The sequence below is a fragment of the Massilia consociata genome, assembly GCF_042432755.1.
Taxonomy (GTDB): domain Bacteria; phylum Pseudomonadota; class Gammaproteobacteria; order Burkholderiales; family Burkholderiaceae_D; genus Telluria; species Telluria consociata.
In genome coordinates this window covers 103033-128547 of record NZ_JBHLWP010000011.1, presented here as the reverse complement: position 1 = coordinate 128547, position 25515 = coordinate 103033, and the positions used below count along the sequence as shown (strand labels likewise).

Here is a 25515-nt window from a genome sequence, read left to right as displayed (position 1 = left end):
AATGTCGGCTTGAAGGCGGTCCGGGCGCGGTTGGTCGCCATGGGCCGCCGTATGCCGTCCTCCAGAACGCGACTACCGCCGCCCCCGCCATTGCTGAACATGGGCGCGCGCATGCGCCAGGGGGAATTCCTATGTCATTCACGCACCCGGCACGCCTGTGCCGGCTCGTCGCCGCGAGCGTATGCGCGCTCGCCTGTTGCCCGGCCGCGGCCGAGCCGCCCGCCTCCGCGCTGTCCGTCGGCGGCGCGGTCCGCTTCAACTACGTGTACAAGAGCTGGCAGGACGAATATCCGAACGGCTTCGTCGGCCTCGACACCATCCGCCTCGACGTCGACTACGACGACGGCCGGCACATCGGCTCGGCCCAGTACCGCTACAACAAGTTCCCGAAAGGGCAGGGCGGCTATTCGCAGCACTTCCTGCATCACGGCTGGGTGGGGCTGCGCTTCGAGGACCGGAGCACGGTCCACATCGGCGTGGACAAGGTGCCCTTCGGCTTGCTGCCTTTTGCGTCGAATAATTTTTACCAATCGATCGCCTTCTACAGCGGCTTCGAGGACAAGTACGACCTGGGGGTGACCTATGCCAGCCGGCCCGGCCCGGTCGAGTGGCAGCTCGGCTTCTTCCCGCGTGACGGCGGCTACTACGGGGGCAGCGACAACACGGCGCCGGCGTCGAACCGCTATACCTACAACATCGTCCCGGACGACGACGAACAGGGTTTCGGGACGGGACAGAGCGACCGCGAGCGCAATACCCTGGTGGCACGCGTGGCCTGGCATCCCGTCATGGCGGCGAACCCGGAGGCGAAGCACGAGCTCGGCGTCTCCGCGCTGGCAGGGACGATCCGCAACGGCAGCGGCGAGGATACCCGGCGCAGGGCATTGGCCGTCCACTACCGGGGGCAATTCGGCCGTGTCGGCACGATGCTCCAGGCGCTGCGCTACGATTACCGCACCAGTCACCGTCCCGACCAGACCTACGGCGGCCTCGACCCGAACAGCTTCGTGATGGTGGGCGGCTTCGGCTACCCGTTCCCGTTGGCGACCAAGGGAAACATCTATATCGCCAACCTGAGCTACGACCTCGAAGGCAGGCTCGGGCCGTTCAGCGACTTCAAGGTGTACAACGACTACAGCTCGCTGCACAAGCGCGTCGGCAACTACGGGCGTTCGGTCCAGAACGTCACGGGAATCAGCTTCTCGTCGGGGAAGTGGGCGTTCCAGGCCGATTTCATGCTGGGCAAGCATCACCCGTATATCTCGCCGGACTTCGGCGGGCTGGCCGCCACTCCGGGCGAGCACCGCGGGTACGCGCGCCGGATCAACGTGCAGGCGGGTTTTTACTTCTAGCGGCGGTTGCCGTCCCCCATGACGCTCGCCAGCACGTCCATCGGCAGCGGGAAGACGATGGTCGACGACTTGTCTCCGGCAATCGTACTGAGCGTCTGCATGTAGCGCAGCTGCATGGCGCCGGGCTGTTGCGATAGAACGAACGCAGCCTGCTGCAGCTTTTCGGATGCCTGCAGTTCTCCTTCGGCGTGGATGACCTTGGCGCGCCGTTCGCGCTCGGCCTCGGCCTGGCGCGCGATCGCCCGCACCATCGATTCGTCCAGGTCGACGTGCTTGATCTCGACATTGGCGACCTTGATCCCCCAGGCGTCGGTCTGGGCGTCGAGCACCTGCTGGATGTCGAGGTTCAGGCGCTCGCGCTCGGCCAGCATCTCGTCGAGTTCGTGCTTGCCGAGCACGGCGCGCAGGGTGGTCTGCGCCAGCTGGCTGGTCGCCTCCATGAAGTTCGCCACCTGGATGATCGCGCGCTCGGGATCGACCACCCGGAAGTACAGCACGGCGTTGACCTTGACCGAGACGTTGTCGCGCGAAATCACATCCTGGGTCGGCACGTCCAGGACGATGGTGCGCAGGTCGACCCGCACCATCTGCTGCAGCACCGGAATGATGATGATCAGCCCCGGTCCCTTCACGCCCCAGAAGCGGCCGAGCTGGAACACCACGCCGCGCTCGTATTCGCGCAGCACCCGGATTGCCGCAGCCAGCAGTACCAGCAGCAGGAAAACAAGGCCGCCAAGGCCGATACCGATACCTGTCATCGTCACGCTCCTTCTGGTTGATCGACCGGAACCACCTCCAGGGTCAGGCCGTTCCGGCCGACCACCCTCACGGTTTGCAACGGGCGCAGGGGCAGGCGGCTGGTCACCCGCCAGAGTTCGCCTTCGACCTGGACCCATCCCGCATGGCCATCCTTGTCCGCGACCGCCTGCACGGTGCAGGTCGCGCCCACGAGTCCCGCCGCGCCGCTCGTCACCGGGCGCTTGCGCGTCTTCATCGCCAGGCGCACGGTACCGAACAGCAGCAGCGCGCTGGCGACGGCAAGCGTGCCAACCAGGCCGGGCGGGATGCCGTAGCCGGGCACCTCGGTATCGATCAGCATGAGCGCCCCGGCGACGAAGGCGACGATGCCGCCCAGGCCGAGCATCCCGAAGCTGGGCAGGAAGGCTTCCATGCCCATGAAGGCCAGGCCGAGGACGATCAGGGCCAGGCCCGCGTAGCTCACCGGCAGCAGCTGCAGCGCGTACAGGCCCAGCAGCAGGCAGATGCCGCCGATCACCCCCGGCGCCACCGCGCCCGGGTTCATGAACTCGAACACCAGGCCGTAGATGCCGATGGTCATCAACAACAGGGCCACGCTGGGATTGGTGATGGCTCCCAGGACGTTGGTGCGCCAGTCCGGCATGGTCTCGACCAGGTGTGCGCCCCTGGTCGCCAGGTGCCGCTCCTGCCCCAGCACCTTGACCGTGCGGCCGTCCAGCTGGGCCAGCAGGGCCGGCACATCGGCGGCCACGAATTCGATCACGTCCTGCTGCAAGGCTTCCTCGGCCGTCAGGCTGACGGATTCGCGCACCGCGCGTTCGGCCCAGTCGGCGTTCCTGCCGCGCAGCTGCGCCAGCCCGCGCAGGTAGGCCGCGGCGTCGTTGATGCCCTTGCGCGCCATCGCCGAGCCCGGCTCTTGTCCACCCGTCCCGGCGCCGGGCTTGTCCTTGCCGGCGCCGTCCGGTTCGCGGCGCGGCGCCTGTCCGCCTGGGGCCGGCCCCGGGCCGGGCCGCGACTCGGGTTGGGGCGGCGCCAGGCCCACCTCGACCGGCGTGGCCGCGCCCAGGTTGGTGCCCGGCGCCATGGCCGCGATATGGCTGGCGTACAGCAGGTAGGTACCGGCGCTGGCGGCGCGCGCCCCGCTGGGCGCCACGTAGGCGGCCACCGGCACCGGCGAGGCCAGGATGGCCTTGATCACGGTGCGCATCGACGTGTCGAGCCCGCCCGGCGTATCCATCTGCAGGATGACGAGCTGGTGCCCTTGCTGTGCCGAGCGCGCGATGCCGCGCACGACGTGGTCCGCGCTGGCCGGCCCGATCGCGCCGTCTATCGTCAGCAGCCCGACCGCGGCAGTGCTTGACGCCGCCGGAGCGGCGGAACCGGGGAGCGGCCACGATGCGGCCAGCAAGGCCGCCAGCAGGCTCGCCAGGACGCTCGCCAGCAGGGTCCCCGGGAGGAGCGCGCCAACCCACGCGCGTGCACGGTCCCGGGTCGTAGTTCCGGGAGACGGAGACGGCGGGCGGCCATGGTGGCGGCAGACAGGCATGGAGGGTCCTTTCCTGACCGGGGCGCGACGATGCCGGCCATTGCCCGTCCCGGTACGGCCGATTGTGCCCCGGACCGCATGCTGTGTCAGCCGGGCGGATGATGCGTATCAAATCCTCTTTGAATTTCTTCGATGCAATGGCCCAAGGCCTGGCCTAGTAGCACTCGGTTGCGCTCGGTTGCACTCAGTTGCGCCACGCGGCCAGCTCTTCGAGCATCCTGGTCCGCTGCAGGGTGAAGTACGTGTTCCAGGCCAGCGCCGGCACCTGCGGGTACTTGACCCGGCCGAATGCCACCCAGGCGTCGCGGTAGGCCAGCCAGCGGCGCTGCACATGGCGGATGCCTTCGTTGCGGATCGTGCCGTCGTGCAAGACCGGCTCCGGCATGGCCATGAGTGCCCGATAGACGGTGTTCAGCCTGGCGTCCGCCAGCGCATGCTCGGCCGCCGTATGGCGGGGCAGGGCGCCGCCTTCGAATGCCGCGAGCGATGCACGGAAGGCTTCCCACTGGCTGTCGCGCTCCTCGATGTAGAAGGCCGTGCGCGCCGTTCCGGTCATGTCGACCTCCAGGCCGCTGCGCTCTTCGATGAAGCTTTTCGCCGCGCGTTCGAGCCGGGCCAGCGCCGCTTTTTCCGGCGCAGTCCACGACGCAGTCAGTCGCGCGAACATCGCGCCGGTTTCCCGTGCGCGCAGATCCGACGCGATCGCGGCGCACAGGCCGCCCATGTAGCCGCTGGTGATGTCGTCGCAGATGTCGATCTTCGGCCGGGCGCCGGCTTCTCCCGAAGCCATGCGCCCCAGGTGCGCCAGGCGGGCCTCGATTTCCGCCGGCGCACCGCCGGCCTCGCAGGCCGCCTTGCGCGCCAGGGGATAGTCGCGCGCGACACCCTGGCCGTTCGCGTAGAGCATCATCAAAATGCCCCGGTCCATCCGGAACGGCTGGTCGTCCGGCTTTGCCAGGAAAGCGCAATGCCGGGCGCGCCGGTAGTCCGCCGGGCTCCCGTTGCCGTAGTAGGCGTCCGTCGCGCTGCATTGCGCAAGCCCGGCCTGCTGCGCGGGGCCGGGCTGGTGGGCGGCCGGGTAAGCCAGGGGCGCGAGGCGGGCGCATTCCCGCTCATGCGCTGCGCCGGAAACCTGTGCCCTTGCGCCGGTGCACAGGACGGCGAAGAAGAAGGGAGCGAAGAAGGAGAGCAAGGCGCGCATGGGTCGTCGGCGGGCGATGAAAGGTGCAGGACAAAAGCTGCAGGATAACATCGGCTGCCGGATAGCACCGCCGCCCGGCGTGGCGCGGCCTTACTGCCGGATTGCGTGCAGCCAGACCGCCGCGATGCGCTCGGCATCCTCGTAGCCCGGCTCGCCGAGCTGGCCGCCGAAGACGTCGGGATCGAGCTCGTCGTAGCTCCAGTGGCCGCACATCTTGTCGAGCCGTGGCCGGACCGCTTCCAGGAACTCGTCCTGCGGGCCCGTGATGGCCACGCCGGTGTACAGCATCAGGCTGCCGCCGGGACGCAGCCGGTCCAGGCTTTCCTCGACAATCCGTACCGACAGCTCGGCGCCGCGCATGCCGCCGCCATGGCGGTAGGGCAGTTCGGCCGGGTCCAGTACGTAGGGCGGGTTCGAGACGATCAGGTCGAAGTCGCCGCGCACGCCGTCGAACAGGTTGCTGTAGCAGGCTGCGAGGTTGTCGAGCCCGGCCAGGCGGGCGTTGATCACGGTCAGGGCCAGCGCGCGGGTGTTGATGTCCGCGCCGATCACCTCGGCATGGGGGAACTTGCTGGCGATGGCCAGCGCGCCGGCCCCGCCGCCGCAGCCGATGTCGATCGCGCGTACCGGCCCCGAGCCGAGCCAGGGGAAGGCGCGCGCCATGGTGCCCACGAAGCGGTAGGTGTCGGGGCCGAAGAAGACCGCGTCGTCGTCCTCGGTGGGCCAGGCGGAATGGAAGACCAGGTGCTCGCCCAGCGTCGAGGCGCGCACCGTCGAGCGCAGCAGCGCACCATCGTGTTCGAGCACGCCGGCCTCGCGCATCAGGGCCAGCAGTTCCGGCGCCACGTCGGCTTCGGCGAAAGGCCGGCTCCAGCCGAAGATGCCGCGCAGGTCGGTGGCACGTTCGTTGCCAGGACGGCGGTTGATGCGCCGGTGTGTCGAAGGGGTGACCGTGATGAAGCGGTAACCGTTCTCGCGCAGATAACGGCCCACCGCGAGCAGGGCATTGGCATGGGAATTCGTCATGGACACAGCGTCGCACGGACGGCGGGGCCGGACCGTGCGCCAACTAACCTTGTGCCGCTCAGCTTTATCCATCGATATTTCCTTCGCTATGTGAACATTCGAACAGTCCGAACGGTGCTCCGTACCCATACTCGAACGCACGGCAGTACCTGCTTGACAAGCAGTTCGACAGTGCATTCACGACCGGGGAGAACGACATGGCGGACAGGGACGGTATCGACGGGACTGGAACGGGAGCACCGGGCCGGCTGGCGCGCGAGATCGCGCGCGAGCGCCACGAGCGCGCACTGCATGACGAGGTCCGGGCGCACCTTTCCCTGTCGGACGATTCCCGTACCAAGGATGCGCGCGAGCGCGACGATACCAGCAACCTGAGGCGGGGTCCTGGCCGCTGATTCGGCCGCTGATCCGGCAACGAGCGAGGAGGACAGGCGATGAAGTGGGAAGGCGAACGCCAGAGCCAGAACGTGGAGGACCGCCGCGGCGGCGGTGGCGGTGGATTCGGCGGCTTCGGCGGCCGCTCGGTCGGCATCGGCACCCTGGTCATCGCCCTCGTCGGCGGCGCGATCTTCGGCGTCGACCCGGGCACCATCCTGAGCCTGCTGTCGGGCGGCGGCGGTCCGGTTCCGGTGCAGCAGGCGCCGCGTACGGAGCCGGCCAACGACCCGCAGACCCGCTTCGTGCGCGCCACGCTGGGCTCGACCGAGGACGCCTGGACCCAGCTGTTCGCCTCCCAGGGCGCGCAATACCAGCCCGCCACCCTGGTGCTGTTCGAGAACGCGACCGGCACCGCCTGCGGCACCGGGCGCAGCGCCACCGGCCCCTTCTACTGTCCGGCCGACCGCCAGATCTACATCGACCTGGGTTTCTTCCGCCTGATGGAGCAGCGCTTCCAGGTAGCCGGGGAGTTCGCCCAGGCCTACGTCATCGCGCACGAGGTCGGCCATCACGTCCAGAACCTGCTCGGCATCTCGGACCAGGTGCGCCAGGCCCAGCGTAGCATGTCCGCAACCGAGGGCAACCGGCTGTCGGTGCGGCTCGAGCTGCAGGCCGACTGCTTCGCCGGCATCTGGGCCAACCAGCGCAGGCACGTCATCGAACCGGGCGACGTCGAGGCCGCCATCGCCGCCGCCACCGCGATCGGCGACGACGCGCTGCAGCGCCGGTCGCAGGGCACCGTGGTGCCGGATTCGTTCACGCACGGCAGCTCGGCGCAGCGGGTGCGCTGGTTCACGCGCGGACTGGAGAGCGGTTCGGTCGAGCAATGCAATACCTTCCAGGCGCGCCAGCTGTAGCAGGCGCGAGGATGTAGGACTGCACGCCGACAATTTCCTAGCGTGAAGAATTGGCTGCCGTACGCACGAAAAAGTCCGTCAATTCAGCAATTCGTTTCCGTGCGCGTATCGCAATCCTTTGCGTTTTGACATAACGTGTTTGCACATCGACCCGCTCTGCCGGACAGGCAGGCCGGGCGCCGTGAACCCAACATCGAGGAGGAGTTATGCTGGCAATGAACTACCGCGGCCCGTACCGCGTCCGCGCCGATCACAAGCCCGACCCCGTCATCGAGCATCCGGGCGACGCCATCGTGCGCGTCACCCGCTCGTGCATCTGCGGCTCGGACCTGCACCTGTACCATGGCATGGTGCCCGACACCCGCGTCGGCCACACCTTCGGCCATGAGTTCATCGGCGTGGTCGAGGACGTCGGCACCGGCGTGCAGAACCTGAAGGTGGGCGACCGCGTGCTGGTGCCGTTCAACCTGTTCTGCGGTTCCTGCTTCTTCTGCCAGCGCGAACTGTTCGGCAACTGCCACAACACGAACCCGCAGGCGACCGCCGTCGGCGCCATCTACGGCTACTCGCACACGGCGGGCGGCTACGACGGCGGCCAGGCCGAATACGTGCGCGTGCCGATGGCCGACGTCGGTCCGTTCAAGATCCCCGACGACATCCACGACGACGACGCCGTGCTGCTGACCGACGCGCTGCCGACCGGCTACCAGGCCGCCGAGATGGGCGACATCCAGGAAGGCGACACGGTCGTCGTGTTCGGCGCCGGCCCGGTCGGCATCTTCGCCGCCAAGTCGGCCTGGCTGATGGGCGCCGGCCGCGTGATCGTGGTCGACTGCGTCGACTACCGGCTGGAATTCGTCAAGCGCTACGCCCAGTGCGAAGTCGTGAACTTCCTCGAGGTGAACGACATGGCGCTGCACATCAAGAAGATGACCGACTGGATGGGCGCGGACGTGTGCATCGACGCGGTCGGCGGCGACGCCTCGGGCAACATCACCCAGACCATCACCGGGCGCCTGATGAAGGTGCAGGGCGGCGCGTCGACGGTGCTGCACTGGTGCATCAACTCGGTGCGCAAGGGCGGCAACGTGTCGATCGTCGGCGTCTACGGCCCGACCACGAATGCGGTCCCGATCGGCAATGCGCTGAACAAGGGCCTGACCCTGCGCATGAACCAGGCCAGCGTCAAGCGCCACCTGCCGCGCCTGATCGAGCACATCCGCGCCGGGCACATCGATCCGAAGCAGATCATCACGCACCGCATCCCGCTCGAAGAGGTCGCCGACGCCTACCACATCTTCTCGAGCAAGCTCGACAACTGCATCAAGCCCATCCTGATCCCGCCGAGCGCGAACCAGGTGCGCGCGGTATCGGCCACTGCACAGCATTAAGGAGCGAACATGGAATCACGCAGCGATGTCACGCAACACCACCACCATCACCATGGCCACGACCATGATCATGATCATGAGCACGGCCACGTGCAGCAGCATCCCGGCCAGGGCCACCTGGCGCCACGCCGGCCGTCGCGCGAGGAACTGAGCCATATCCAGGGCTGGGGCGCCGACCTCGACCGCAAGAACCGGCCGGCCGTGCCGATGGAACGCACCCCGCCGCGCTTCATCGACGCCAAGCCGGGCGATCCGCCGCAGCAGCAGGAAAGGGTCGAGATCCTGGTCTCGCCGGAGCGTCCGGGCATCACGCCGATCTTCGGCACCGCCCAGCCGCCGTCCGGGCTGTCGGGCATGATTCGGCGCCTGGCCTTCAAGTCCACGGAGAACGACCTGCGTCACTGGATGCTCCTGCTGCTGGCCGACCGCGTCAACGTGGTCGAAGGCGTCGTGGACGACCTGGCGCGCGGGCATGTCCCGAACATCCTGGGCGAGATGGGCATCAAGTCCGAGATGAAGCACAACCCGGCCGGGCTGGCGAAGAAGGTGGCGATCGCCGCGGCCGTGGTCGGCACCGCGGTCTACCTGATGAACCGGCGCGATCGCGAGGACAGCCGCTACGAAGGCAGCCGCTACGAGGGCGACCGCTACGGCAAGCGGTATTACCGCTGAGCGAGATGCGGCCGGGCGAGCGCCACCGCGAGGATAAGTAGGGTGGGCGGCATCCGCAGCGCTTGGCGTTCATGCTGTCGGGTGGAGCCGCCCACCCTACGAACTCATCAAATGACTAACGTTGGGGCGTTGCGCGCGCCCGGTCGCTCAGCCCGGCTGTTCGCTCAGCTGCGTAAAGCCTTTGCCTGTCCGGTATCGGCCGCCATCGCCGGCGCCCGGCGTGGCGACGCTTGCCCGGCAGGCGCCTTGCGCCCTGCCGGCTTGCGGCGGAACTTGATCCAGACCACCAGGCCGGTGACGAAGAAGAGCAGCGGGGTCAAGCCGACCACGCTGATCACGATACGGCCGGCGGTGCCGAAGGCTTCGCCCGTGTGCAGCGGGTACAGGGTGCTCACGAACCAGTCGCCGCCGCGCGCGGCCAGCGGATCGACCGTACGCAGCACCGCGCCGCTGCCGGCGTCCACGCTCACGCGGGTGGCGCCCGGCCCATGGCGTAATTCCCCCGGCTGGCGCACCCGCACTTCATAGGGCTGCTCTGGCCTGGCCGGGATGCCCACGCGCGAGACGCGCGCGTCGGGGTAGCGCGCCTGCGCCGCCGCCACCGCCGCACCGGCGTCGATGCGCGGCGCGTCGGCCGGGCTGGCGTTCACCGCCTTGGCGTTCTTGGTGAGCGGCGCGGCCGCGCGGATCGCCGGCGTGACCCAATCCGGCATGTTGAAGTATACCCCCGAGAAAGCCAGCACCAGCAGCAGCGGCGCCGTATAGAAGCCGGCGGCACGGTGCAACTGGAAGCTGAATTTCGGCCAGTTGCCGCCCCGGCGCACCGTGATCGCATGCCAGAACGCCGACAGCGTCATCTTCGGCCACCAGACCACGATGCCGGTCAAAGTCAGCAGCATCAGCGCCACGCCCTGCACGGCGATCACGACCTTGCCCGCATCCCCGGCCATCAGGTAGCGGTGCAGGTGGAACAGCGTCGGCATCAACAGCGGCCGCGACAGGCCCGCCTCGCCCCAGTTCCGTTCCCCCAGCACCGCCAGGCTGGCCGGGTCGACCATTACCTGGCGCGTCACCCCCTGTGTCCAGCCGGAGGCAGGCTTGTCGGGGCGATACCAGGCCACGTACACGTCGCCATGCAGCTCCGGCAGGAACAGGGTATCGGGGCGCCCGTAGGCCGGATCGCCGGCCAGTCGCGCGGCCACCGCGGCCACCTGTGCGGGAGAGGGGCGTGCCTCCGACCCCGCAACCGTGCCTGCTGGCGGGGCCACGCGCAGCAGTCCCGGGTTGAGCCAGGCGTCGAGCTCGTGGCGCCAGCCGATCACGGTGCCGGTCAGGCCCTGCAGGACCAGGATGATGCCGAAGACGAGGCCGGCCCAGAGATGTACGGTACGGATGAATGGTTTCATGGACGAGATGATAACCGAAATGAGAATGATTCCTATTGTGTAATTACATGAGAATCGTTATCATTCGCGCATCTCTACAATAAGAATGAAACGCCCATGATGCACAAGAAGATGTCGATGAAACCCGCCGCCGCCGCCGCTGCGGGCGTTTGCATGCTGATGGCCGCGCCCTACGCCGCCGCCTGGGAGCAAGAGGAAAGTGCAAGGGAAGAGGGCGACGTCGCGTCGGTCGTGGTCACCGCCACCCGTAACGCCAAGGCCGTGGACAAGATCCCGGGCGCGGTTTCCGTGATCACCCAGCAGGAGCTGTCGACCCAGTACCTGATCGCGGACGACCCGTCGCAGGCGCTGTCGACCTACGTGCCGGGTTATGCGCCGAGCCGCCAGAAGATGACCTCCACCGGCGAGTCGCTGCGCGGGCGCCAGCCGCTGATCCTGTTCGACGGCATCCCGCAGTCGAATCCGCTGCGCGCCGGCATGCGCGAAGGCTATTTTGCCGACAGCGCCATCATCGAGCGCATCGAGGTGATCAATGGCGCCTCGGCCATGCAGGGCATGGGCGCGACCGGCGGCATCATCAACTACATCACCAAGACCCCGCGCACGCCGGGCACGACCTATACGGTCAACACCCGCTTCGCCAGCCAGTTCGAGTCGGACAGCCTGGACTGGAAGACCGGCCTGACGGTCAGCCACAAATCGGAGGCCTTCGACATGCTGGCCTACGCCGGCGTGCAACGGCGCGGCATGGGCTACGACGGCAACGGCCGCCGCCTGGGCATCGACAACGTGCAGGGCGACACCCTCGATTCGCATGGCAACGACCTGTTCGTCAAGATCGGCAGGAGCTTCGGCGCCCAGCGCCTGCAGCTGAGCGTCAACCGCTTCGACCTGAGCGGCGACGGCGACTACCGCAATGCGCCCGGCGTGGTGGCCGAGGGCGTGCCGACCAGCTCCGAGCCCGGCACCCCGATCGGCATGACGCCGCGTAACAAGGTGCGCAGCGCCAGCATCGATTACCGCCATGCGGAACTGGCGGGCGGCCAACTGACTGCGCAGTTCTTCAGCCACGATTTCGAGTCGCTGTACGGCGCCACCAACACCTCGACCTTCCAGGACCGCGCCATCGCGCCGGTCGGCACCCTGTACGACCAGTCGCAGGTCGTGGCCGACAAGATAGGTTCGCGCATCACCTGGTCGCGCCCGGACCTGTTCGTGCAGGGCCTGGAGCTGACCACCGGCCTGGACTGGCTGCGCGACCACACCCAGCAGCGCCTGGCCGGGACCAACCGGGTCTGGGTGCCCGAGCTGAAATTCCGCTCGCTGGCGCCGTTCGCCCAGCTCGAGTACGAATTCGGTCCGGTAACGCTGCGCGGCGGCGTGCGCCACGAGGACGCGAAACTGGAGGTCGACACCTATACCACGCTGGCTGCCTATGGCGGCAGGGTCGTGCAGGGCGGCTCGGCCGAGTTCTCGAAGTCGGTGAAGAACATCGGCGCCGTATGGCGGTTCGCGCCGCAATGGTCGGCCTTCGCATCGAGCTCGGAAGGCTTCGGGCTGCCGGACGCCGGCCTGGTGCTGCGCGGCGTGACCCTGGCGAACCAGTCGGTCTCGAGCCTGATCAGCCTGCAGCCGATCGTGACCCGCAATAACGAGATCGGCATCAACTGGCGCGGCGCCGGCGGCCAGTTCGGCATCTCGCGCTACGATTCGCGCTCCAAGCTCGGCAGCGTCATCCGCATCAACTCGGCCGGCATCGGCCTGGTGGAGCGGGTGCCGACCACCGTCAAGGGCTGGGAAGCGAATGCCGAGTGGCGCCCCATCAAGGACTTGAGCGTGTTCGGCACCTGGGCCACCACCGACGGCAAGACCGCCGCCGCCCAGGGAGCGCCGATGGACATCGACCTCGGCGCCCGCTCGCAGGGCCCGGACAAGGCCGTGCTGGGCGCGAACTGGCGCGTCAAGCCGCAGGCCCAGCTGCGCCTGCAGGCCACCCACCTGCGCGACCGCGACATCAACATCGGCCGCCGCGTCGGCACCAGCAACCTGGAGGAGCACTTCAAGGGCTACACGCTGGTCGATGCCGCCGTCACCTGGGACAGCCGCTACGGCCGCTTCGGCCTGAGCGTGGAGAACCTGTTCGACCGCCAGTACGTCGGCTACTACTCGCAGTCGGCAGCGGCGGTGGATGCGGCCAACACCTATGCCGGCCGCGGCCGGACCTTCGCGCTGAGCTGGACCCGCGGCTTCTGAGCGTTGGCGCGCCTGCAGCCCGTCTAAATATTGCGCCCAAGCAAATTCTTTCTGCCGGGCTCGTCCAAACTGTCCGATGCGCGTCCCATCCCCGGGGCGCGCTTTCATGGACGGAGACGAGATGACCCTGCACACCCCCTTCCCGGCAGCGCTGCTCGGCGCCGCCCTGCTGTTCGCGCAGCTGCCGCTGGCGGCGGCGCCCATGATGAGTCCGCCCACGACGCTCAGCGCCAAGGCCAGGGCGGCGGTGCTGGCCCAGCTGGCGGCAGGGCGCGAGGCCAAGGGACTCGACCAGGACCATTACTACCGCATCACGGCGCAGCACCCGGGCGCGAATGGCACCCAGGTGCTGCGCGCCGCCCACACCTACAAGGGTGTGCGCGTGTTCGCGTCCGAATCCGTGATCGTGCTCGACCGGCTTGGCAAGGTGGTGTCGGAATCGGCCTCCGAACGCCGCCAGCACCTCGGCAAGGGCAATGGCAACCGGCTCGGCGCGCTGACCGCCAGCTTCAGCGTACAGCCCCAGGTGGCGAACAAGGCTGCGATCGCGGCCGCCATGGCGAGCCTGCCGCAGGCGGCCCGCGGCGTGCACGTGGTGCCGCCGCGGGCCGAGCTCATGATCTATCCGGTGATGCGCATGCAGCGCGTGATCGGCGCCGGCGCCAAGGAGGAGTCCGAGCTCAACGCACTGGAGGTGCAGGACGTGGTCGACCGCTACGAACTGGCTTACCTGGTCAGCACCCGCATGCGCCTGGGTGACCAGCCGGTCTACCACGACACCGTCATCAGCGCGCGCGACGCCACGGTGCTGGACCAGTGGAGCATGCTGCAGACGGTCGTCGGCGTGGGCAAGAGCCAGTACAACGGGGAAGTACCAATCAGCACCACGCTGTCCAACGGCGTCTACCAGATGCTCGACCCGGAGCGCGGCAAGGGCGGCACCTTCGGGGCGATGGCGATCACCAACGCTAACAACGGCAGCACCGCCGGCAAGGTGTACACGAACGCCACCAACATCTGGGGCGACGGCAAGCAGTTCGTCGAAGGCGGCAGCACCACGGGGCCGAACGGCCAGACCGCCGCCGTGAACGCGATGTGGGGCCTGATGAACACCTACGACGCGCTCAAGAACGTGCTCGGCTGGCGCTCGCTCGACGGACGCGACACCGCGACCTACATCGCCGCCCACGTCAACCGCGCCTACGACAACGCCTACTACAGCGATACCTGCAAGTGCATGTTCATCGGCGACGGCAGCTACTTCACGAGCCTGGGATCGATCGACGTGATCGGCCACGAGATGGGCCACGGTATCACCGCGGCCACCTCGAACCTGGTGTATTCGGGTGAATCGGGCGGCCTGAACGAGTCGGCGTCGGACATCGCCGGCGAAGTGGTCGAAGCCTATGCGCGCGCCGGCGGCAAGGGCGACAAGTTTCCCGCCGAAGGCAACGACTGGCAGCTGGGTACCGAGATCAGCCGTAACGCGACGCCGTTGCGCTGGATGTACCGCCCGAGCAAGGACGGCAACAGCCCGGATGCCTGGAGCACCTCGCTGCGCCGCCTCGACGTGCACTACAGCAGCGGGCCGAACAACCGCATGTTCTACTTCCTGTCGCAGGGCTCACGCCTCGACAGCGCCGGCGACTACCACAGCAAGTACCTGGTGAAGCAGCCGCAGGCGATGACCGGCATCGGCATGGACAAGGCGTTCCGGATCTGGTTCCACGCGAACACCACCAAGTTCACGGCCTCGACCGGCTACGCCGAAGCGCGCGCCAAGATGATCGAGGCAGCCCAGGAACTGTACGGCAAGGACAGCCGCGAGGCGGTTGCCGTCCAGCGCGCCTATGCCGCCATCAATGTTGGCGAGGACATCGACGAGCCGGGCGCGGTGCAGGTGCCTAGTCCGACATCAGCGGATACGGATTGAGCGGCGTGCCTTTCCACCACTGCTGGTCCGGCGTCAGCTCGATCACGGCGAAATGCAGGTGCGGGGCGTTCGGGTCCGAGTTGCCGGTCACGCCGACGTAGCCGAGCACGTCGCCGCGCTTGAGCTCCATGCCTTCCTGGATGCCGTCCGCATAGCGGTCCAGGTGGGCGTAGTAGTAGGCGTAGCGTCCGGTCGGGTCGAACTGGTACAGGGTGGTTCCGCCGGGCTTGCTCTGGAACAGCTTGACCACCCTGCCGTCGGCGACGGCGACGACCGGCGTGCCTTTCGGGGCGTTGATGTCGAGCGCTTCGTGGTGGCGCTGGGTGCCGCGCGGCTGGTCGAAGGTGTCGGTGAGATCGGCGCGCTTGACGCCCTGGACCGGCACCAGGAGCTTGCCCGGGCCCGCCGCCGCCGCAGCGGCATCGGCCGGGGCGGGCGGCGTGGTGGCCGGCGTCAGGCTCGACGGCGGGCGCAGCGGCAGGTCGGCTTCGGTGAGGTCGAGCGGGACCACCGGCGCGCCGGGCAGCTGGCCCTCGATCTGCGCGGCGGGTATCCCGGCCTGCGCCGGCTGCGCGGCGGCGACGGCCGGCGCGGGATCGCCGGGTATCTGGCGCAACAGCACGAACAGTCCACCGGCGCCGACCAGCACGCCCAGAACGAAGGTCATCAAGAATCTCATCTCATCCTCCGGTAAGGTAGGGGCGCCGTACAAGCGAGCTGATCCCGGCGCCGCGCCTTGCACCGGGATGCCTGCCGGGCGCGCTTATTCCTGCAGCACGACCTCGACATCCGCCGCCACGGCTGCCGCGACGTCGGCGGCGCTCCAGTTGGTCAGGCGGATGCAGCCATGCGACTCGGTCTTGCCGACGTGCCCCGGCACCGGGGTGCCGTGGATCCCGTAATGTGGCTTGGACAGGCCGATCCAGACCACGCCGACCGGGTTGTTCGGGCCCGGCTGGACCTTGGCCTTCTTGTCGCCCGGCTCGGAATCCCAGAACAGCTTGGGGTTGTAGTGGTAGACCGGGTTCGCGTGCACGCCCGTGATCTTCCACGTGCCCAGCGGGAGCGGGTCCTTGTCGCTGCCGGTCGAAGCAGGGTATTGGGCCAGCAGGGTGCCATTGGCGTCGTACAGCTGCAGCACCTTGGCCTTGTCCCTGACCACCACCTTCGCGGCGCGCGGCAAGGGCGGCAGGCCGCCGACGTTCGGCACCACGATCTGTTCGCCGGCGCGGCCGAAGTTCTTGCCCGGATTGAGGCGTTCGAGCAGGGCCGGGCTGGCATGGAAGCGCTCGCCCAGGCCTTCCAGCACGCTTGCGTAGCCCAGCGCCGGCAGCTTGGCCTTTTCCATCATGTCTTCGGGGATCGGGCGGAACGGTCCGGCCACGTCGGCGTCGGTCAGGGTATGGGTCGCGAGGGGAGGCGTACGGTCGGTGTTCAGTGCATTCCAGGTGGCCTCGTCGAGGACGCCGGTCACCGGCAGGTTGCGCGCGGCCTGGAAGGTGTTCAGGGCCTGGCGCATGTTGGAACCGTAGGCGCCGTCGATCTCGCCCGGCGAGAAGCGCGCGCGGTCGAGCAGCACCTGGGCGTGCAGCAGGCGTTCGAATTCGGCCTGCTTGGCGGCGGCCGCATCGACCGGTGCGACGGCTTGCTGGGGCTGGCCCATGGGCTGCGCCTGTTGGGCGGCCTGGGGCGCGGCCGGCGCCGGCACGGCTTGCCGGGCCTGGGCCAGTGGCAGGGCGCCCAGCAGGGCGGCGAGGAGGATGGGGAGGGTGTGCGATGGTCTCATTTTGGCTTCCTGCAATGCTTGCTCTGGAAACCTCAGATTAGTAGTGCAGTAAGGACAGGTCTGTGCGTGAACGAACTCAAGCAACCCGGGGCCGGCTGCACCGGGCGGCGCTACAATCACGGCATGACGAGCCATACCATCGTGCTGCTCCCGGGCGGCATCCGTTTCGAGGCGGACGGCGCCACCAGTCTCCTGGCAGCGGCCGAAGCCGCCGGCGTCGAGCTGCCGAGTTCCTGCCGCAACGGTACCTGCCGCACCTGCATCTGCCGCCTGCGCAGTGGCGCAGCGGCGCACCTGATCGAGTGGCCGGGCCTGTCCTTCGACGAGAAGCGCGAAGGCTGGATCCTGCCTTGCGTGGCGGTGGCGCGCAGCGACCTCGAGATCGAGGCGCCGCTGGCGCGCCGCGTGCCAGGCTCCTAGCGTGTCGCCGGTGCGGCGGCAGGCATCCCGAGCGCGCGTTCGATCACGCCGAGCACCTGCGGCCAGGCGAAGGACGTCGCCGCCGCTTCGTCGTAGTGGCTGGCGCCGGGCAGGATCACGACTTCGGCATGGTCGCCGGCCTTGCGCACCCGGGCCGCATAGTCATGCGCCACGCGCGGCGGCGAGATCGTGTCCAGCTCGCCCGTGACCAGGAAGGTCCGGCTGCCGTTCGGCACCAGTTCCGCCGCATTGGTGTCGGCGAACACGTCCGGCCGGCCGGGGCCTGGCAGGCCGGCCAGTTCCACGGTGTCGCGCCCGCAGTTGGCTTTGATCAGGGCCGCCTCGTTGCGCAGGTCGGCCAGGCCGCCGAGGCTGACCACGGCGGGAACCTTGAGCCCGCCCGGGCGGTGCAGCGGGCTGCCGGCCGGGATGCGGCCGCGCCCGGCCAGCCACTGCACCAGTTGCCCGCCGGCCGAATGGCCGACCGCGACCAGCCGGTCCAGGTCGAGCCTGTGGCGCGCCCCCTGTTTTGCCAGCAGGTCGAGGGCGGCATGCATGTCCTGGTAGGTGCCGGGATAGCCGCCGCCGGCTTCGTCGGTGCGGCGGTATTCCACGTTCCAGACCGCGATGCCGCGGCCGGCGAGGGCGCCCGCCATGTTGCGCAGCTGGGTGATGCCGCCGAACTTGCTGGTCCAGCAGCCGCCATGGACCAGGACCGCGACCGGGAACGGGCCATCGCCGGCCGGCAGGAACAGCTCGGCATACTGCGACGGCGCCTCGCCGTAGGCGTAGCGGGCAGACGGGGCGGGACCATCCAGGGCCAGGTAGTCGGCAAGCTTCATCGGGGTGGCGGCGAGGGCGCAGGCGTGGACGCCGCCCGCAAACAGGGCGGCCAGCAGGAGTCGTCGGACGTTCATGATCGATGGAAAAGCGGTCGGACAGCCACTATAGCCGAGGCCGGGCTGTGCCGCACGATTGAATACCCCGGCCGGGCATCCATGCTAGGCTGCGCACCAACGCCAACCTTTTATTTCAGCATGGAGGAATGAGCATGAGCCAATCGAAATCCGGTGGTAGCCCAGAGAGCAAGCAGTCGGACAACATGTCCGAAGAAGAACTGGCCAAGCAGCGCGCAGGCAAGAACACCGACAAGAGCAGCCACAACCACATGTCGAATGTGAAGGCCGGCAAGGGCGAGGGCGCCGGTGGCGGCGCCAAGCAGAAGCATCGCCGCTGAGGCCTGCTCCCGGCGGGCGCGATGCCCGCCGTTCCACGGGCGCTACGCCCATTTTCCACGAAAAACCGAGAGGCTGACCATGACGACGCTTGCAGATGACGCCAAGCTGCACGGTTCACCCCCCGTGCACGCCCACAGTACCCCCGACCCGGAATCGCCGGACCCGCGCCCGGTGCCGGATCCCTCCAGGCCGCCGGTGCCGGACGACGTCCCAGACCCGGTCAATGCGCCGGTCGAGGAGCCGCGCTTCCCCGAGCCGCCGATCCGGGCAGGCTGACGGCAGGCGAGGGAATGACATGTCCCGCATGACGCGGGACACGCAGGTGGATCAGGCGCCGGCCCCGCTTGGCGCCGAAGAGGGTTCCTTGTCCTGCTTGTCGCCCGAGGCGGGCAGGGGCGGAATCTGGCGGATCATTTCTTCGGTTTCGAGTTCGCCCGGCGACTTTTCGCCGCTGCCGATATCGGATTCGTAGTACACGTTGGGGCCTTTCGATGCGGGATCGACCTTGCGAGTCGGGTCATTCATGCTGTGCTCCGGTAGGGTTGTCGATGTCTGGTGATCCTAACAGGGCAACCCGGGCCTCGGCGCGCGCTACACCCCGGCCGCGCAGGCGGCGAGCCGGATACGGACGCAGTCCGCAGCAATCCCGCAGCTAATCCATGTCATGATCGCGACATGTTCCGCTGCCTATAATCGATCCTGTCCCGACACGGAGGAGACCATGGGCCATACCTTGTACAACACCATCTACCTGGGGCGCCGCCCGCTGTACCACTCGCGCCGCGCGCAGCTGGCGCTGGCGCTCGGCCTCGCGGCAAGCGCCGGGCTGGGCTGGCTGGCGCTGCGCGCGGTGCGCTGAGTGCTTGCCCTCGGCCGGCGCGCCGGTTACCATGGCGCGCCTTGGTCGATGTGAAAGCAGGAATGAAGAACGAACAACTGACGACAGACGAATACGACGCCCTCGAACTGGTTCGCCGCGGCACCCGCCGCGATACCGCGACCGCCTGCGTGGGGCGCAACGCCAAGCGCCTGTCGGGATTGAAAATGCTGGAATTCGCCCGCGACGGGCGCATCCTGCTGACCGAAAAGGGACAGCAGGCGCTGTTCCTGCGCCGCTGCGTGCAGACGTTGGCGGCGCTGTCGTCCGACCCGCAGGCCCCCGTCGACGCCGACGTGGCGCGCTTCCTGAGTATCAAGGCGCACATCGTGCCGCTCGAGGCCGGCGGCTACGGCCTGACCGACAAAGGCCGCGAGTCGCTCGCCGACATCACGCACCAGCAACAACAACAGCGCCGCTAGGGCGCTGCATCGGGAGAACTTGCCGGCGCCTAAGTACTCGACGAGAAATAAATGTGAATTTTGGCAAACAGAACCGGATGCGATGCAAGGCGGCGAGTGCGCCGCAGTGCGAGCACTGCAAGCAGGAGCCAACGCAGCAGCCCGCCGGTTATGGCAGCCAAGAACACATTTATTTATGGGTGAGTACTTAGTTCGCGCGCCGGCGGTTCGGATACACCAGCACCCGCACCGCCACTTCCGCCGGTACGTTCATGGTCGCCAGGAATTCGGCTGCGCGCTGCAGGCCGAGCGTCGGTACCGAGGCGACCGCCTGGTTGATCAGGTCGCGCGTGCGGATGTCGGTGCGCTGGCGCCGGACGCTGGTGGTGTCGCTCGCCGGGGCCAGTTCACCTGTGTCGTTCATGATCATACGTGTCCGTCGAATGGGTTGCCAAATAGATACAGCTATTCTAAAGCCAACAATATTGAAATAGCTACAAATAAATGGTTTTAACCGTTACGCAGCACCACTATTGCGATGGTTTTGCTGGAACCGTTCAGGCCAGCGCGGGTTCGGGCTCGGCCGCCGCGGGCGCGGGCAGTGCGCTGTGCTGGCGCAGCAGCGCTTCGAACTCGGCGGCAGGCAGCGGTTTGCTGAAGAAATATCCCTGCATTTCGTCACAGCCACGGCTGCGCAGGTAGTCGAGCTGCTCGGCGGTTTCGACGCCTTCCGCGATCACCGCCAGCTTCAGGTTGTGGGCCAGGGCGATGATCGAGGTGACGATCGCCGCGTCGTTGGCGTCGTGGGTGATGTCGGCAACGAAGGAGCGGTCGATCTTCAGCACGTCGATCGGGAAGCGCGACAGGTAGGACAGGCTCGAATAACCGGTGCCGAAGTCGTCGATCGACAGGTTCACGCCGAGCGACTTCATGCGGTGCAGGATCTCCACGGCCGGCGCGATGTCGCTCATGAACAGGCTCTCGGTCAGCTCGATCTCCAGGCAGGCCGGATCCAGCGCCGTATCCTGCAGCACCGATTCCAGGCTGGCGATCAGGTCGGCGGCGCCGAACTGGCGCGCCGACAGGTTGACCGCCACGCGCAGCTTGCCCAGGCCGGCATCCTGCCAGGCCTTGTTCTGGGCGCAGGCGGTGCGCATCACCCAGGCGCCGATCTGGACGATCAGGCCGGTTTCCTCGGCGATGCCGATGAAGCGGCCGGGTGGCACCATGCCCAGTTCCGGGTGCTTCCAGCGGATCAGGGCTTCCATGCCGACGATGCGGCCGCTCTTCAGGTCCACCTGCGGCTGGTAGTGCAGCACGAATTCATTGCGTTCCAGCGCATTGCGCAGCGCGCCCTCGATGCGCACGCGTTCCATCGATTCCTCGTTCATCGCCGGGGTGTAGAACTGGAAGTTGTTGCGGCCCAGTTTCTTGGCCCGATACATGGCGATGTCGGCGTGCTCGATCAGGCTGTCGGCCGGCGTGCCCTGGCTCGGGTAGACGGCCACGCCGATCGAGCAGGTAACGAAGAATTCCTTGGTGCCGAGCATGACCGGCTGGGCCACCGAATCCATCACCCGCTGCACGATCTCGGGGGCCAGCGGGGCGTCGCTGTGTTCGGACAGGATCACGACGAATTCGTCGCCCGACAGGCGCGCCACGGTGTCGGTGTCGCGCAGCGAGGAGGTCAGGCGCGCCGCCACCGTCATCAGGAGCACATCGCCGGCCTTGTGTCCCATCGAATCGTTCACGAACTTGAAGCGGTCGAGGTCGATCAGCATCACCCACATCGCGTGGCCGCTGCGGTTGGCATAGGCGATCGCCTGGCCGAGGCGGTCCTGCAGCAGCGAGCGGTTCGGCAGGCCGGTCAGTACGTCGTGCTGGGCCACGTGGTGCACGCGCTGTTCGGTCAGCTTGCGTTCGGTGATGTCGCTGCCGGTGCCGCGGTAGCCCAGCAGGGCGCCTTCGTCGTTGAACACCGGCTGCCCGTTGACGCAGAACCAGCGCGTGTCGCCATGTTCGTCGACGACCTGGTATTCGAGGTTGGCGAAGGGCTCGTGCGCCTTGACCTGGGCGATGTGGGCGCGGCCGGCTTCGGTCTCCAGCAGCGAGGGCACGTATTCCCAGCGCGTCTTGCCGAGCACGGTCTCGACCGCCACCCCGGCCTTCTCGGTGAAGCCGCCGGTGACCATCGTGAAGCGCAGGTCGCGGTCCTGCTCCCAGTACCAGTCCGAGGACATCGACACCAGCTGGCGGAAGCGCTGTTCGCTCTGCTGCAGCGCGCGTTCGGCGCGTTCGCGCGCGGCCATGTCCTCGACCAGGCGGCGATTGGTGCGGCGCAGGTCGGCGGTGCGCTGGCGCACCAGCTGCTGCACGCGGCGCGTGCGCTGGCCCGAGGCCTGCACGAAGGCCGTGCCCATCAGCGTCATCAGGATGCCGCCCACCAGCAGGGCGGTCGAGGCCATATGGTCCTGCAGGAAGGGGCGCGGGGCCGCAGCGACCTCGATGCGCCAGGGCTTGCCGGCGATGCGCAGCACGGTGCTGCTCCGGTCCGGCTGGCCGGGCGCCAGGAAGCCGTCCAGCCAGCCGTCCGCGGCCGCGCCGGTGTCGCCGGTCGAGAACAGCAGGGTGGCGGGATCGGGGCGGTCGCCGGCATACACCGACACGAAGATGCTGGCCGACGCTTCGCGCGAATTCAGCAGGTCGGCCCCTTCCAGCGAAGCGCGCACCAGCTCCGGGCCGCGGATGACCACCGCGGTATCGCCGACCAGGGCGCCCTGCCGGTCGAGCACCGGCATGATGAGCTCGAACGTCGGCTGCGGCCTGGGGTCCTGCGCCAGCTGGAACAGGTCGGTCGCCACGGCGCGGCCTTCGCCACGGGCGAGCTTCAGCGCGCTCATGACCTTCGTGTTCGTACCGATGTCCAGGCCGAAGGCGCGCTCGTTGCCGGCCATCGGCTCGATGTAGTCGACGATGTGGTAGCGCTCGCGCTGCGGGGCGGTGACCAGGCCGTCCGGGCGCAGTTCGGTGAACACGGTGCCGGGGCGGACGCGTTGCAGCTCGCGTTCCATTGCCGCGCGGGCGTCGCCCGGTACCGAACGGTGGAAATTGAAGGCCTGGATGTAGCGGTGGCGCTGCAGCAGGGCGGCCGTGAAGTCGTGGAAGTGCTCGCGGCTGACCGGTTCGCCGCGCGCGAACAGCTGGTTGGTCACGGTCAGCAGCTCGACCGCCTGGTCGATTCCCTGGCGCACCGCCGCCACGCGCTCGTCCGAGCGCTGGGCGAAGGCCAGCGCCATGTTGTCGTACTCGAGGTGGCTCACCCCCAGGAACAGGGCGCCGGACACGGCAAGGCCGCCCCCGAGCGTGAGGGCCGCCGCAAGGGTAAGCGACAAGGACGGACGGCGACGCGACATAAACGGATCCAGAGGGTCGAGATGGTTACCGAAAAGAAGGCTTGCCAGCAGGCACTAATACGTGAAGTGTGTCACATTCGGACGGGTTTCCGCAAACAAAATGTATTGTCGCGGTGTCGGCCGGACGCTGCCGATGCGCCCTCAGTGCCGGCGCCAACCCAGCCATGCAACGGTCAGCCGCGCCAGCAGGGCGTTGAGCCAGCCGGCGCCAAGGCCGCGGTTGCGCAGGCTGTCGCGCAGGAAGCGCAAGGCGCGGCCAGGCGCCGCTTCCCGCGCAGCGGGGCGCTGGGCGAACAGGATCTGGTTGTTGCCGGCGATGCCGGCCAGCCAGCACAGGCGCCCCCCGAAGGCCTGGCGCAAGCGTTGCACCGCAGTCACATAATCGGGGTCATAGGTAAAAATGTTAGCGACCAGGATGCCACCCGGGCGTAGTGCGCGCCGGCAATCGGCATAGAAGGCGGCGCTCGACAGCGTCGAAGGCAGCCCCCGGGCGTCGAAGCCGTCGACCAGGAGCACGTCGGCAAGCGGCCCGAGCTGCGCCGCCTGGGCCAGCCACTCGGCTGCATCGCAATGCAGCACGCGCAGCCGGGCGTCGTCGGGCGGGACGTGGAACTGCCCGCGCAGCGCGATGACGTCGGCACGCACTTCCAGCACCGTGATACGGGCCTGCGGGAAGTGGCGATGGCAGAACTTGGCCAGCGAACCGCCGCCCAGCCCGACCATGACGATGTGGCGCGGGCGCGGCGCGAGGAACACGAAGCACATCATGGCGCGCGCATAGGCCAGCACCAGCGCGTCCGGGCGCGACAGCCGCATTTCGCTCTGGATGTCGCCGGGCGTGAACTCGAGGGTGCGGCGGTCGCCCTCGGTCCGCACCAGCGGGGCAGGGTCGGCATCGGCGGCGTGGTCGTCGGGGGGCGCTGACATGGCGCCAGTATACCGGCCCGCCCCATGGACGTGGCTTGTTGTACGGCATCGCTTTCTGATAAGCTGACCATTCGAACAACCGCGAACGCGCCGAACGTCCCATGTTCCTGGACCATCCCAGCATCACCGCCACCGACGTCCAGACCGGGCCGGACCGGATCGAGCGCCTGCAGCGCGTGTATGGATATGCGATGGCCCTGGCCGACAGTGCCGGGAATGCGGGTTTCGTCGACAAGCTGGCCCAGATCCACGACCACAAGGGCACCCTGATCGTGTTCTGGCACGCGCCGCCGAGTCTTGAGGAACAGGCGTATTTCGTGCGCGCCTGGGCCAGCAAGGTGGGCGACGGCACCACCCTGGTGGAACACGAGTTTTGAGCTGAACCGATGATGAACCTGGATGCGACCACGATGGTGCTGGTGCTGGCCCTGGGCAACCTTGCCCTGTGCGCGGTGCTGACTTTCTTCGACCACGGCCCCGTGCGCCCGCCCTCCTGGGCGGCGTGGGCGCTGTCCAAGCAGGTGCAGGCCGGCGCCTGGACCGTGCTGGCGCTGGGCGGCCTGGGCGTGGTGCCCGAGGCGCTGGCGCTGCCGGGTGGTTACGCGCTGCTGTTCGCCGGCGTCGCCATCGAGGCGGGCGCCGCCTGGGAAGAGGCCGGGCACCCCGGCTGGCCCCGCCCCGCCCTGGTGCTGTGCGGGCTGGCGATCCTGGCATTCTTCGTGTGCTACCTGATCGACGAGCAGGGGCTGCGCAGCGTTGCCGCCTCGCTGCTGCTGGGGGCCTTCTACCTTGCCGCCGCGCTGGCGCTGGGCGCCAGGTGGCGCGAAGCCAGCCTGCTGCAGCGTTTCCTGGCGCTGGCCACCGCGGTGCTGGCGCTGGTGGTGGCGGCGCGCGGACTGTCGGTGCTGCTGCTGCCGGGCGGCTGGCGCTGGCTCTCGAGCGAGTTGCTGCGCCAGCTTTCCGGCGCGGCGCTCTACCTCCTGATGCTGGCCAACGGTTTCGGCGTGCTCCTGCTGGCGCGCGAGCGCGCCGGGCGCGAACTGGCCCGCCTGGAAGTCGTGGACCCGCTCACCAATGTGCCGAACCGGCGCGGCTTCTTCAATGCACTGGCCCCGTGGATGGCGCTGGCGCGCCGCCCGGGGCTGCCGACCGCGCTGGTGGTGCTCGACCTCGACGGCTTCAAACGCGTCAACGACGGTTATGGCCATCCGGCCGGCGACGCCGTGCTGCGCCACGTGGTGGAGCTGTGCAAGCGCCAGCTGCGCGATTCCGACCTGGTCGGGCGCCTGGTGGGGGTCGAGTTCGCGATCCTGCTGCCGCGCACCAACCTCGACGAAGCGAGCCTGGTGGCCGAGCGCATCCGCGCCGCGATCGCCAGTTCGCCGGTCAAGAGCGAGCGTGCCATGATCGCCATGACCGCCAGCTTCGGCGTCACCGTGATCCGTCCCGAGGACAGCACGGTCACCCTGTTCCAGCGTGCCGACGACGCGCTGCAGGCATCCAAGCGGGCAGGGCGCAACCGCGTCAGCCAGGCGGTGCCGGCCCCGGTCGAGACCTGACGTCGCATGGGGATGCAGCCGCATCCCGCGTCACACGGCTGTCATCCCGGCGGCGTATCC

General features: G+C 68.3%; 26 protein-coding genes. 14 read left to right on the top strand and 12 right to left on the bottom strand.

Features of this window, described 5'->3' with window-relative positions; genetic code table 11:
* Window positions 1–131: 131 nt before the first annotated feature.
* Window positions 132–1352 carry a putative porin gene (locus ACFFJK_RS11650; protein ID WP_379679310.1) on the top strand — a complete coding sequence of 407 codons (1221 nt, stop codon included), beginning with the start codon at window positions 132–134 and terminating at the stop codon, window positions 1350–1352.
* Here the strand turns inward: ACFFJK_RS11650 and ACFFJK_RS11645 are convergent.
* The 4 genes from ACFFJK_RS11645 to ACFFJK_RS11630 all read right to left on the bottom strand — a co-directional run bounded on the left by ACFFJK_RS11645 (window position 1349) and on the right by ACFFJK_RS11630 (window position 5884).
* The gene (locus ACFFJK_RS11645; protein WP_379679309.1) at window positions 1349–2110 is read right to left on the bottom strand and encodes a slipin family protein; all 762 of its coding nucleotides are present in this window, start codon (window positions 2108–2110) and stop codon (window positions 1349–1351) included. The two genes, ACFFJK_RS11650 and ACFFJK_RS11645, sit on opposite strands and share 4 nt — an antisense overlap.
* Before the next feature lie 2 nt (window positions 2111–2112).
* Entirely contained in the window at window positions 2113–3657 is a 1545-nt protein-coding gene (locus ACFFJK_RS11640; RefSeq protein WP_379679307.1) for an NfeD family protein, read from the bottom strand.
* A 184-nt stretch (window positions 3658–3841) separates the two neighbouring features.
* Window positions 3842–4858 carry a lysozyme inhibitor LprI family protein gene (locus tag ACFFJK_RS11635; protein WP_379679306.1) on the bottom strand — a complete coding sequence of 339 codons (1017 nt, stop codon included), beginning with the start codon at window positions 4856–4858 and terminating at the stop codon, window positions 3842–3844.
* Window positions 4859–4948: 90 nt separating this feature from the next.
* Window positions 4949–5884: a methyltransferase gene (locus ACFFJK_RS11630; RefSeq protein WP_379679305.1), complete on the bottom strand. Its 936-nt coding sequence runs from the start codon at window positions 5882–5884 to the stop codon at window positions 4949–4951.
* 197 nt (window positions 5885–6081) lie between these two features.
* Between ACFFJK_RS11630 and ACFFJK_RS11625 the strand changes: the two genes are divergently transcribed.
* From ACFFJK_RS11625 to ACFFJK_RS11610, 4 genes are all read left to right on the top strand, one after another.
* On the top strand, window positions 6082–6279 hold the full coding sequence (locus tag ACFFJK_RS11625; RefSeq protein ID WP_379679304.1) for a hypothetical protein: 198 nt from the start codon (window positions 6082–6084) through the stop codon (window positions 6277–6279).
* A 39-nt stretch (window positions 6280–6318) separates the two neighbouring features.
* A complete protein-coding gene (gene ypfJ, locus ACFFJK_RS11620) occupies window positions 6319–7179 on the top strand; it encodes a KPN_02809 family neutral zinc metallopeptidase (protein WP_379679303.1) in 861 nt (286 codons plus the stop codon).
* 206 nt (window positions 7180–7385) lie between these two features.
* Window positions 7386–8570, top strand: coding sequence for a zinc-dependent alcohol dehydrogenase (locus ACFFJK_RS11615; protein WP_379679301.1), 1185 nt, complete (start codon window positions 7386–7388; stop codon window positions 8568–8570).
* A 9-nt stretch (window positions 8571–8579) separates the two neighbouring features.
* Window positions 8580–9242, top strand: coding sequence for a hypothetical protein (locus ACFFJK_RS11610; RefSeq protein WP_379679300.1), 663 nt, complete (start codon window positions 8580–8582; stop codon window positions 9240–9242).
* Window positions 9243–9406: 164 nt separating this feature from the next.
* Here ACFFJK_RS11610 and ACFFJK_RS11605 read toward each other — a convergent pair whose 3' ends face one another.
* The gene (locus ACFFJK_RS11605) at window positions 9407–10648 is read right to left on the bottom strand and encodes a PepSY-associated TM helix domain-containing protein (protein ID WP_379679298.1); all 1242 of its coding nucleotides are present in this window, start codon (window positions 10646–10648) and stop codon (window positions 9407–9409) included.
* 96 nt (window positions 10649–10744) lie between these two features.
* Here ACFFJK_RS11605 and ACFFJK_RS11600 point away from each other — a divergent pair, with 96 nt between their 5' ends.
* Together ACFFJK_RS11600 and ACFFJK_RS11595 are read left to right on the top strand one after the other, a co-directional pair.
* Entirely contained in the window at window positions 10745–12901 is a 2157-nt protein-coding gene (locus tag ACFFJK_RS11600; protein WP_379679297.1) for a TonB-dependent receptor, read from the top strand.
* Between the two features lie 121 nt (window positions 12902–13022).
* Window positions 13023–14834, top strand: coding sequence for a M4 family metallopeptidase (locus ACFFJK_RS11595; protein WP_379679296.1), 1812 nt, complete (start codon window positions 13023–13025; stop codon window positions 14832–14834).
* Here ACFFJK_RS11595 and ACFFJK_RS11590 read toward each other — a convergent pair.
* Together ACFFJK_RS11590 and ACFFJK_RS11585 are read right to left on the bottom strand one after the other, a co-directional pair.
* Window positions 14806–15501, bottom strand: coding sequence for a M23 family metallopeptidase (locus ACFFJK_RS11590; protein WP_379679294.1), 696 nt, complete (start codon window positions 15499–15501; stop codon window positions 14806–14808). The genes ACFFJK_RS11595 and ACFFJK_RS11590 overlap by 29 nt on opposite strands.
* A 96-nt stretch (window positions 15502–15597) precedes the next feature.
* Complete coding sequence (locus ACFFJK_RS11585) at window positions 15598–16620, bottom strand: L,D-transpeptidase family protein (protein ID WP_379679293.1); 1023 nt, start codon at window positions 16618–16620, stop codon at window positions 15598–15600.
* A gap of 123 nt (window positions 16621–16743) precedes the next feature.
* On the opposite strand from ACFFJK_RS11585, the gene ACFFJK_RS11580 reads away from it, so the two are divergent.
* The gene (locus tag ACFFJK_RS11580) at window positions 16744–17040 is read left to right on the top strand and encodes a 2Fe-2S iron-sulfur cluster-binding protein (protein ID WP_379679662.1); all 297 of its coding nucleotides are present in this window, start codon (window positions 16744–16746) and stop codon (window positions 17038–17040) included.
* On the opposite strand, the gene ACFFJK_RS11575 is transcribed toward ACFFJK_RS11580, so the two are convergent.
* Window positions 17037–17957 carry an alpha/beta hydrolase gene (locus tag ACFFJK_RS11575; RefSeq protein ID WP_379679292.1) on the bottom strand — a complete coding sequence of 307 codons (921 nt, stop codon included), beginning with the start codon at window positions 17955–17957 and terminating at the stop codon, window positions 17037–17039. The two genes, ACFFJK_RS11580 and ACFFJK_RS11575, sit on opposite strands and share 4 nt — an antisense overlap.
* A gap of 134 nt (window positions 17958–18091) precedes the next feature.
* On the opposite strand from ACFFJK_RS11575, the gene ACFFJK_RS11570 reads away from it, so the two are divergent.
* Both ACFFJK_RS11570 and ACFFJK_RS11565 read left to right on the top strand, forming a co-directional pair.
* Window positions 18092–18277 (top strand): hypothetical protein, encoded by a 186-nt coding sequence (locus ACFFJK_RS11570; RefSeq protein ID WP_379679290.1) that lies wholly within the window; start codon window positions 18092–18094, stop codon window positions 18275–18277.
* Between the two features lie 79 nt (window positions 18278–18356).
* Window positions 18357–18554 carry a hypothetical protein gene (locus ACFFJK_RS11565; protein WP_379679288.1) on the top strand — a complete coding sequence of 66 codons (198 nt, stop codon included), beginning with the start codon at window positions 18357–18359 and terminating at the stop codon, window positions 18552–18554.
* Window positions 18555–18605: 51 nt separating this feature from the next.
* Here ACFFJK_RS11565 and ACFFJK_RS11560 read toward each other — a convergent pair whose 3' ends face one another.
* Entirely contained in the window at window positions 18606–18803 is a 198-nt protein-coding gene (locus ACFFJK_RS11560; RefSeq protein ID WP_379679287.1) for a hypothetical protein, read from the bottom strand.
* 196 nt (window positions 18804–18999) lie between these two features.
* Between ACFFJK_RS11560 and ACFFJK_RS11555 the strand changes: the two genes are divergently transcribed.
* Both ACFFJK_RS11555 and ACFFJK_RS11550 read left to right on the top strand, forming a co-directional pair.
* Window positions 19000–19137: a hypothetical protein gene (locus tag ACFFJK_RS11555; RefSeq protein ID WP_379679286.1), complete on the top strand. Its 138-nt coding sequence runs from the start codon at window positions 19000–19002 to the stop codon at window positions 19135–19137.
* 62 nt (window positions 19138–19199) lie between these two features.
* A complete protein-coding gene (locus ACFFJK_RS11550; RefSeq protein WP_379679285.1) occupies window positions 19200–19577 on the top strand; it encodes a hypothetical protein in 378 nt (125 codons plus the stop codon).
* A 187-nt stretch (window positions 19578–19764) separates the two neighbouring features.
* Here ACFFJK_RS11550 and ACFFJK_RS11545 read toward each other — a convergent pair whose 3' ends face one another.
* The 3 genes from ACFFJK_RS11545 to ACFFJK_RS11535 all read right to left on the bottom strand — a co-directional run bounded on the left by ACFFJK_RS11545 (window position 19765) and on the right by ACFFJK_RS11535 (window position 23896).
* On the bottom strand, window positions 19765–19980 hold the full coding sequence (locus ACFFJK_RS11545) for a hypothetical protein (RefSeq protein ID WP_379679284.1): 216 nt from the start codon (window positions 19978–19980) through the stop codon (window positions 19765–19767).
* Window positions 19981–20113: 133 nt separating this feature from the next.
* The gene (locus ACFFJK_RS11540) at window positions 20114–22969 is read right to left on the bottom strand and encodes a bifunctional diguanylate cyclase/phosphodiesterase (protein ID WP_379679283.1); all 2856 of its coding nucleotides are present in this window, start codon (window positions 22967–22969) and stop codon (window positions 20114–20116) included.
* A gap of 141 nt (window positions 22970–23110) precedes the next feature.
* Window positions 23111–23896 (bottom strand): spermine/spermidine synthase domain-containing protein, encoded by a 786-nt coding sequence (locus ACFFJK_RS11535; protein WP_379679282.1) that lies wholly within the window; start codon window positions 23894–23896, stop codon window positions 23111–23113.
* Window positions 23897–23997: 101 nt separating this feature from the next.
* Here ACFFJK_RS11535 and ACFFJK_RS11530 point away from each other — a divergent pair, with 101 nt between their 5' ends.
* Entirely contained in the window at window positions 23998–24273 is a 276-nt protein-coding gene (locus ACFFJK_RS11530; protein WP_379679280.1) for a hypothetical protein, read from the top strand.
* 9 nt (window positions 24274–24282) lie between these two features.
* Entirely contained in the window at window positions 24283–25455 is a 1173-nt protein-coding gene (locus tag ACFFJK_RS11525) for a GGDEF domain-containing protein (protein WP_379679279.1), read from the top strand.
* The last annotated feature ends 60 nt before the right edge of the window (window positions 25456–25515 follow it).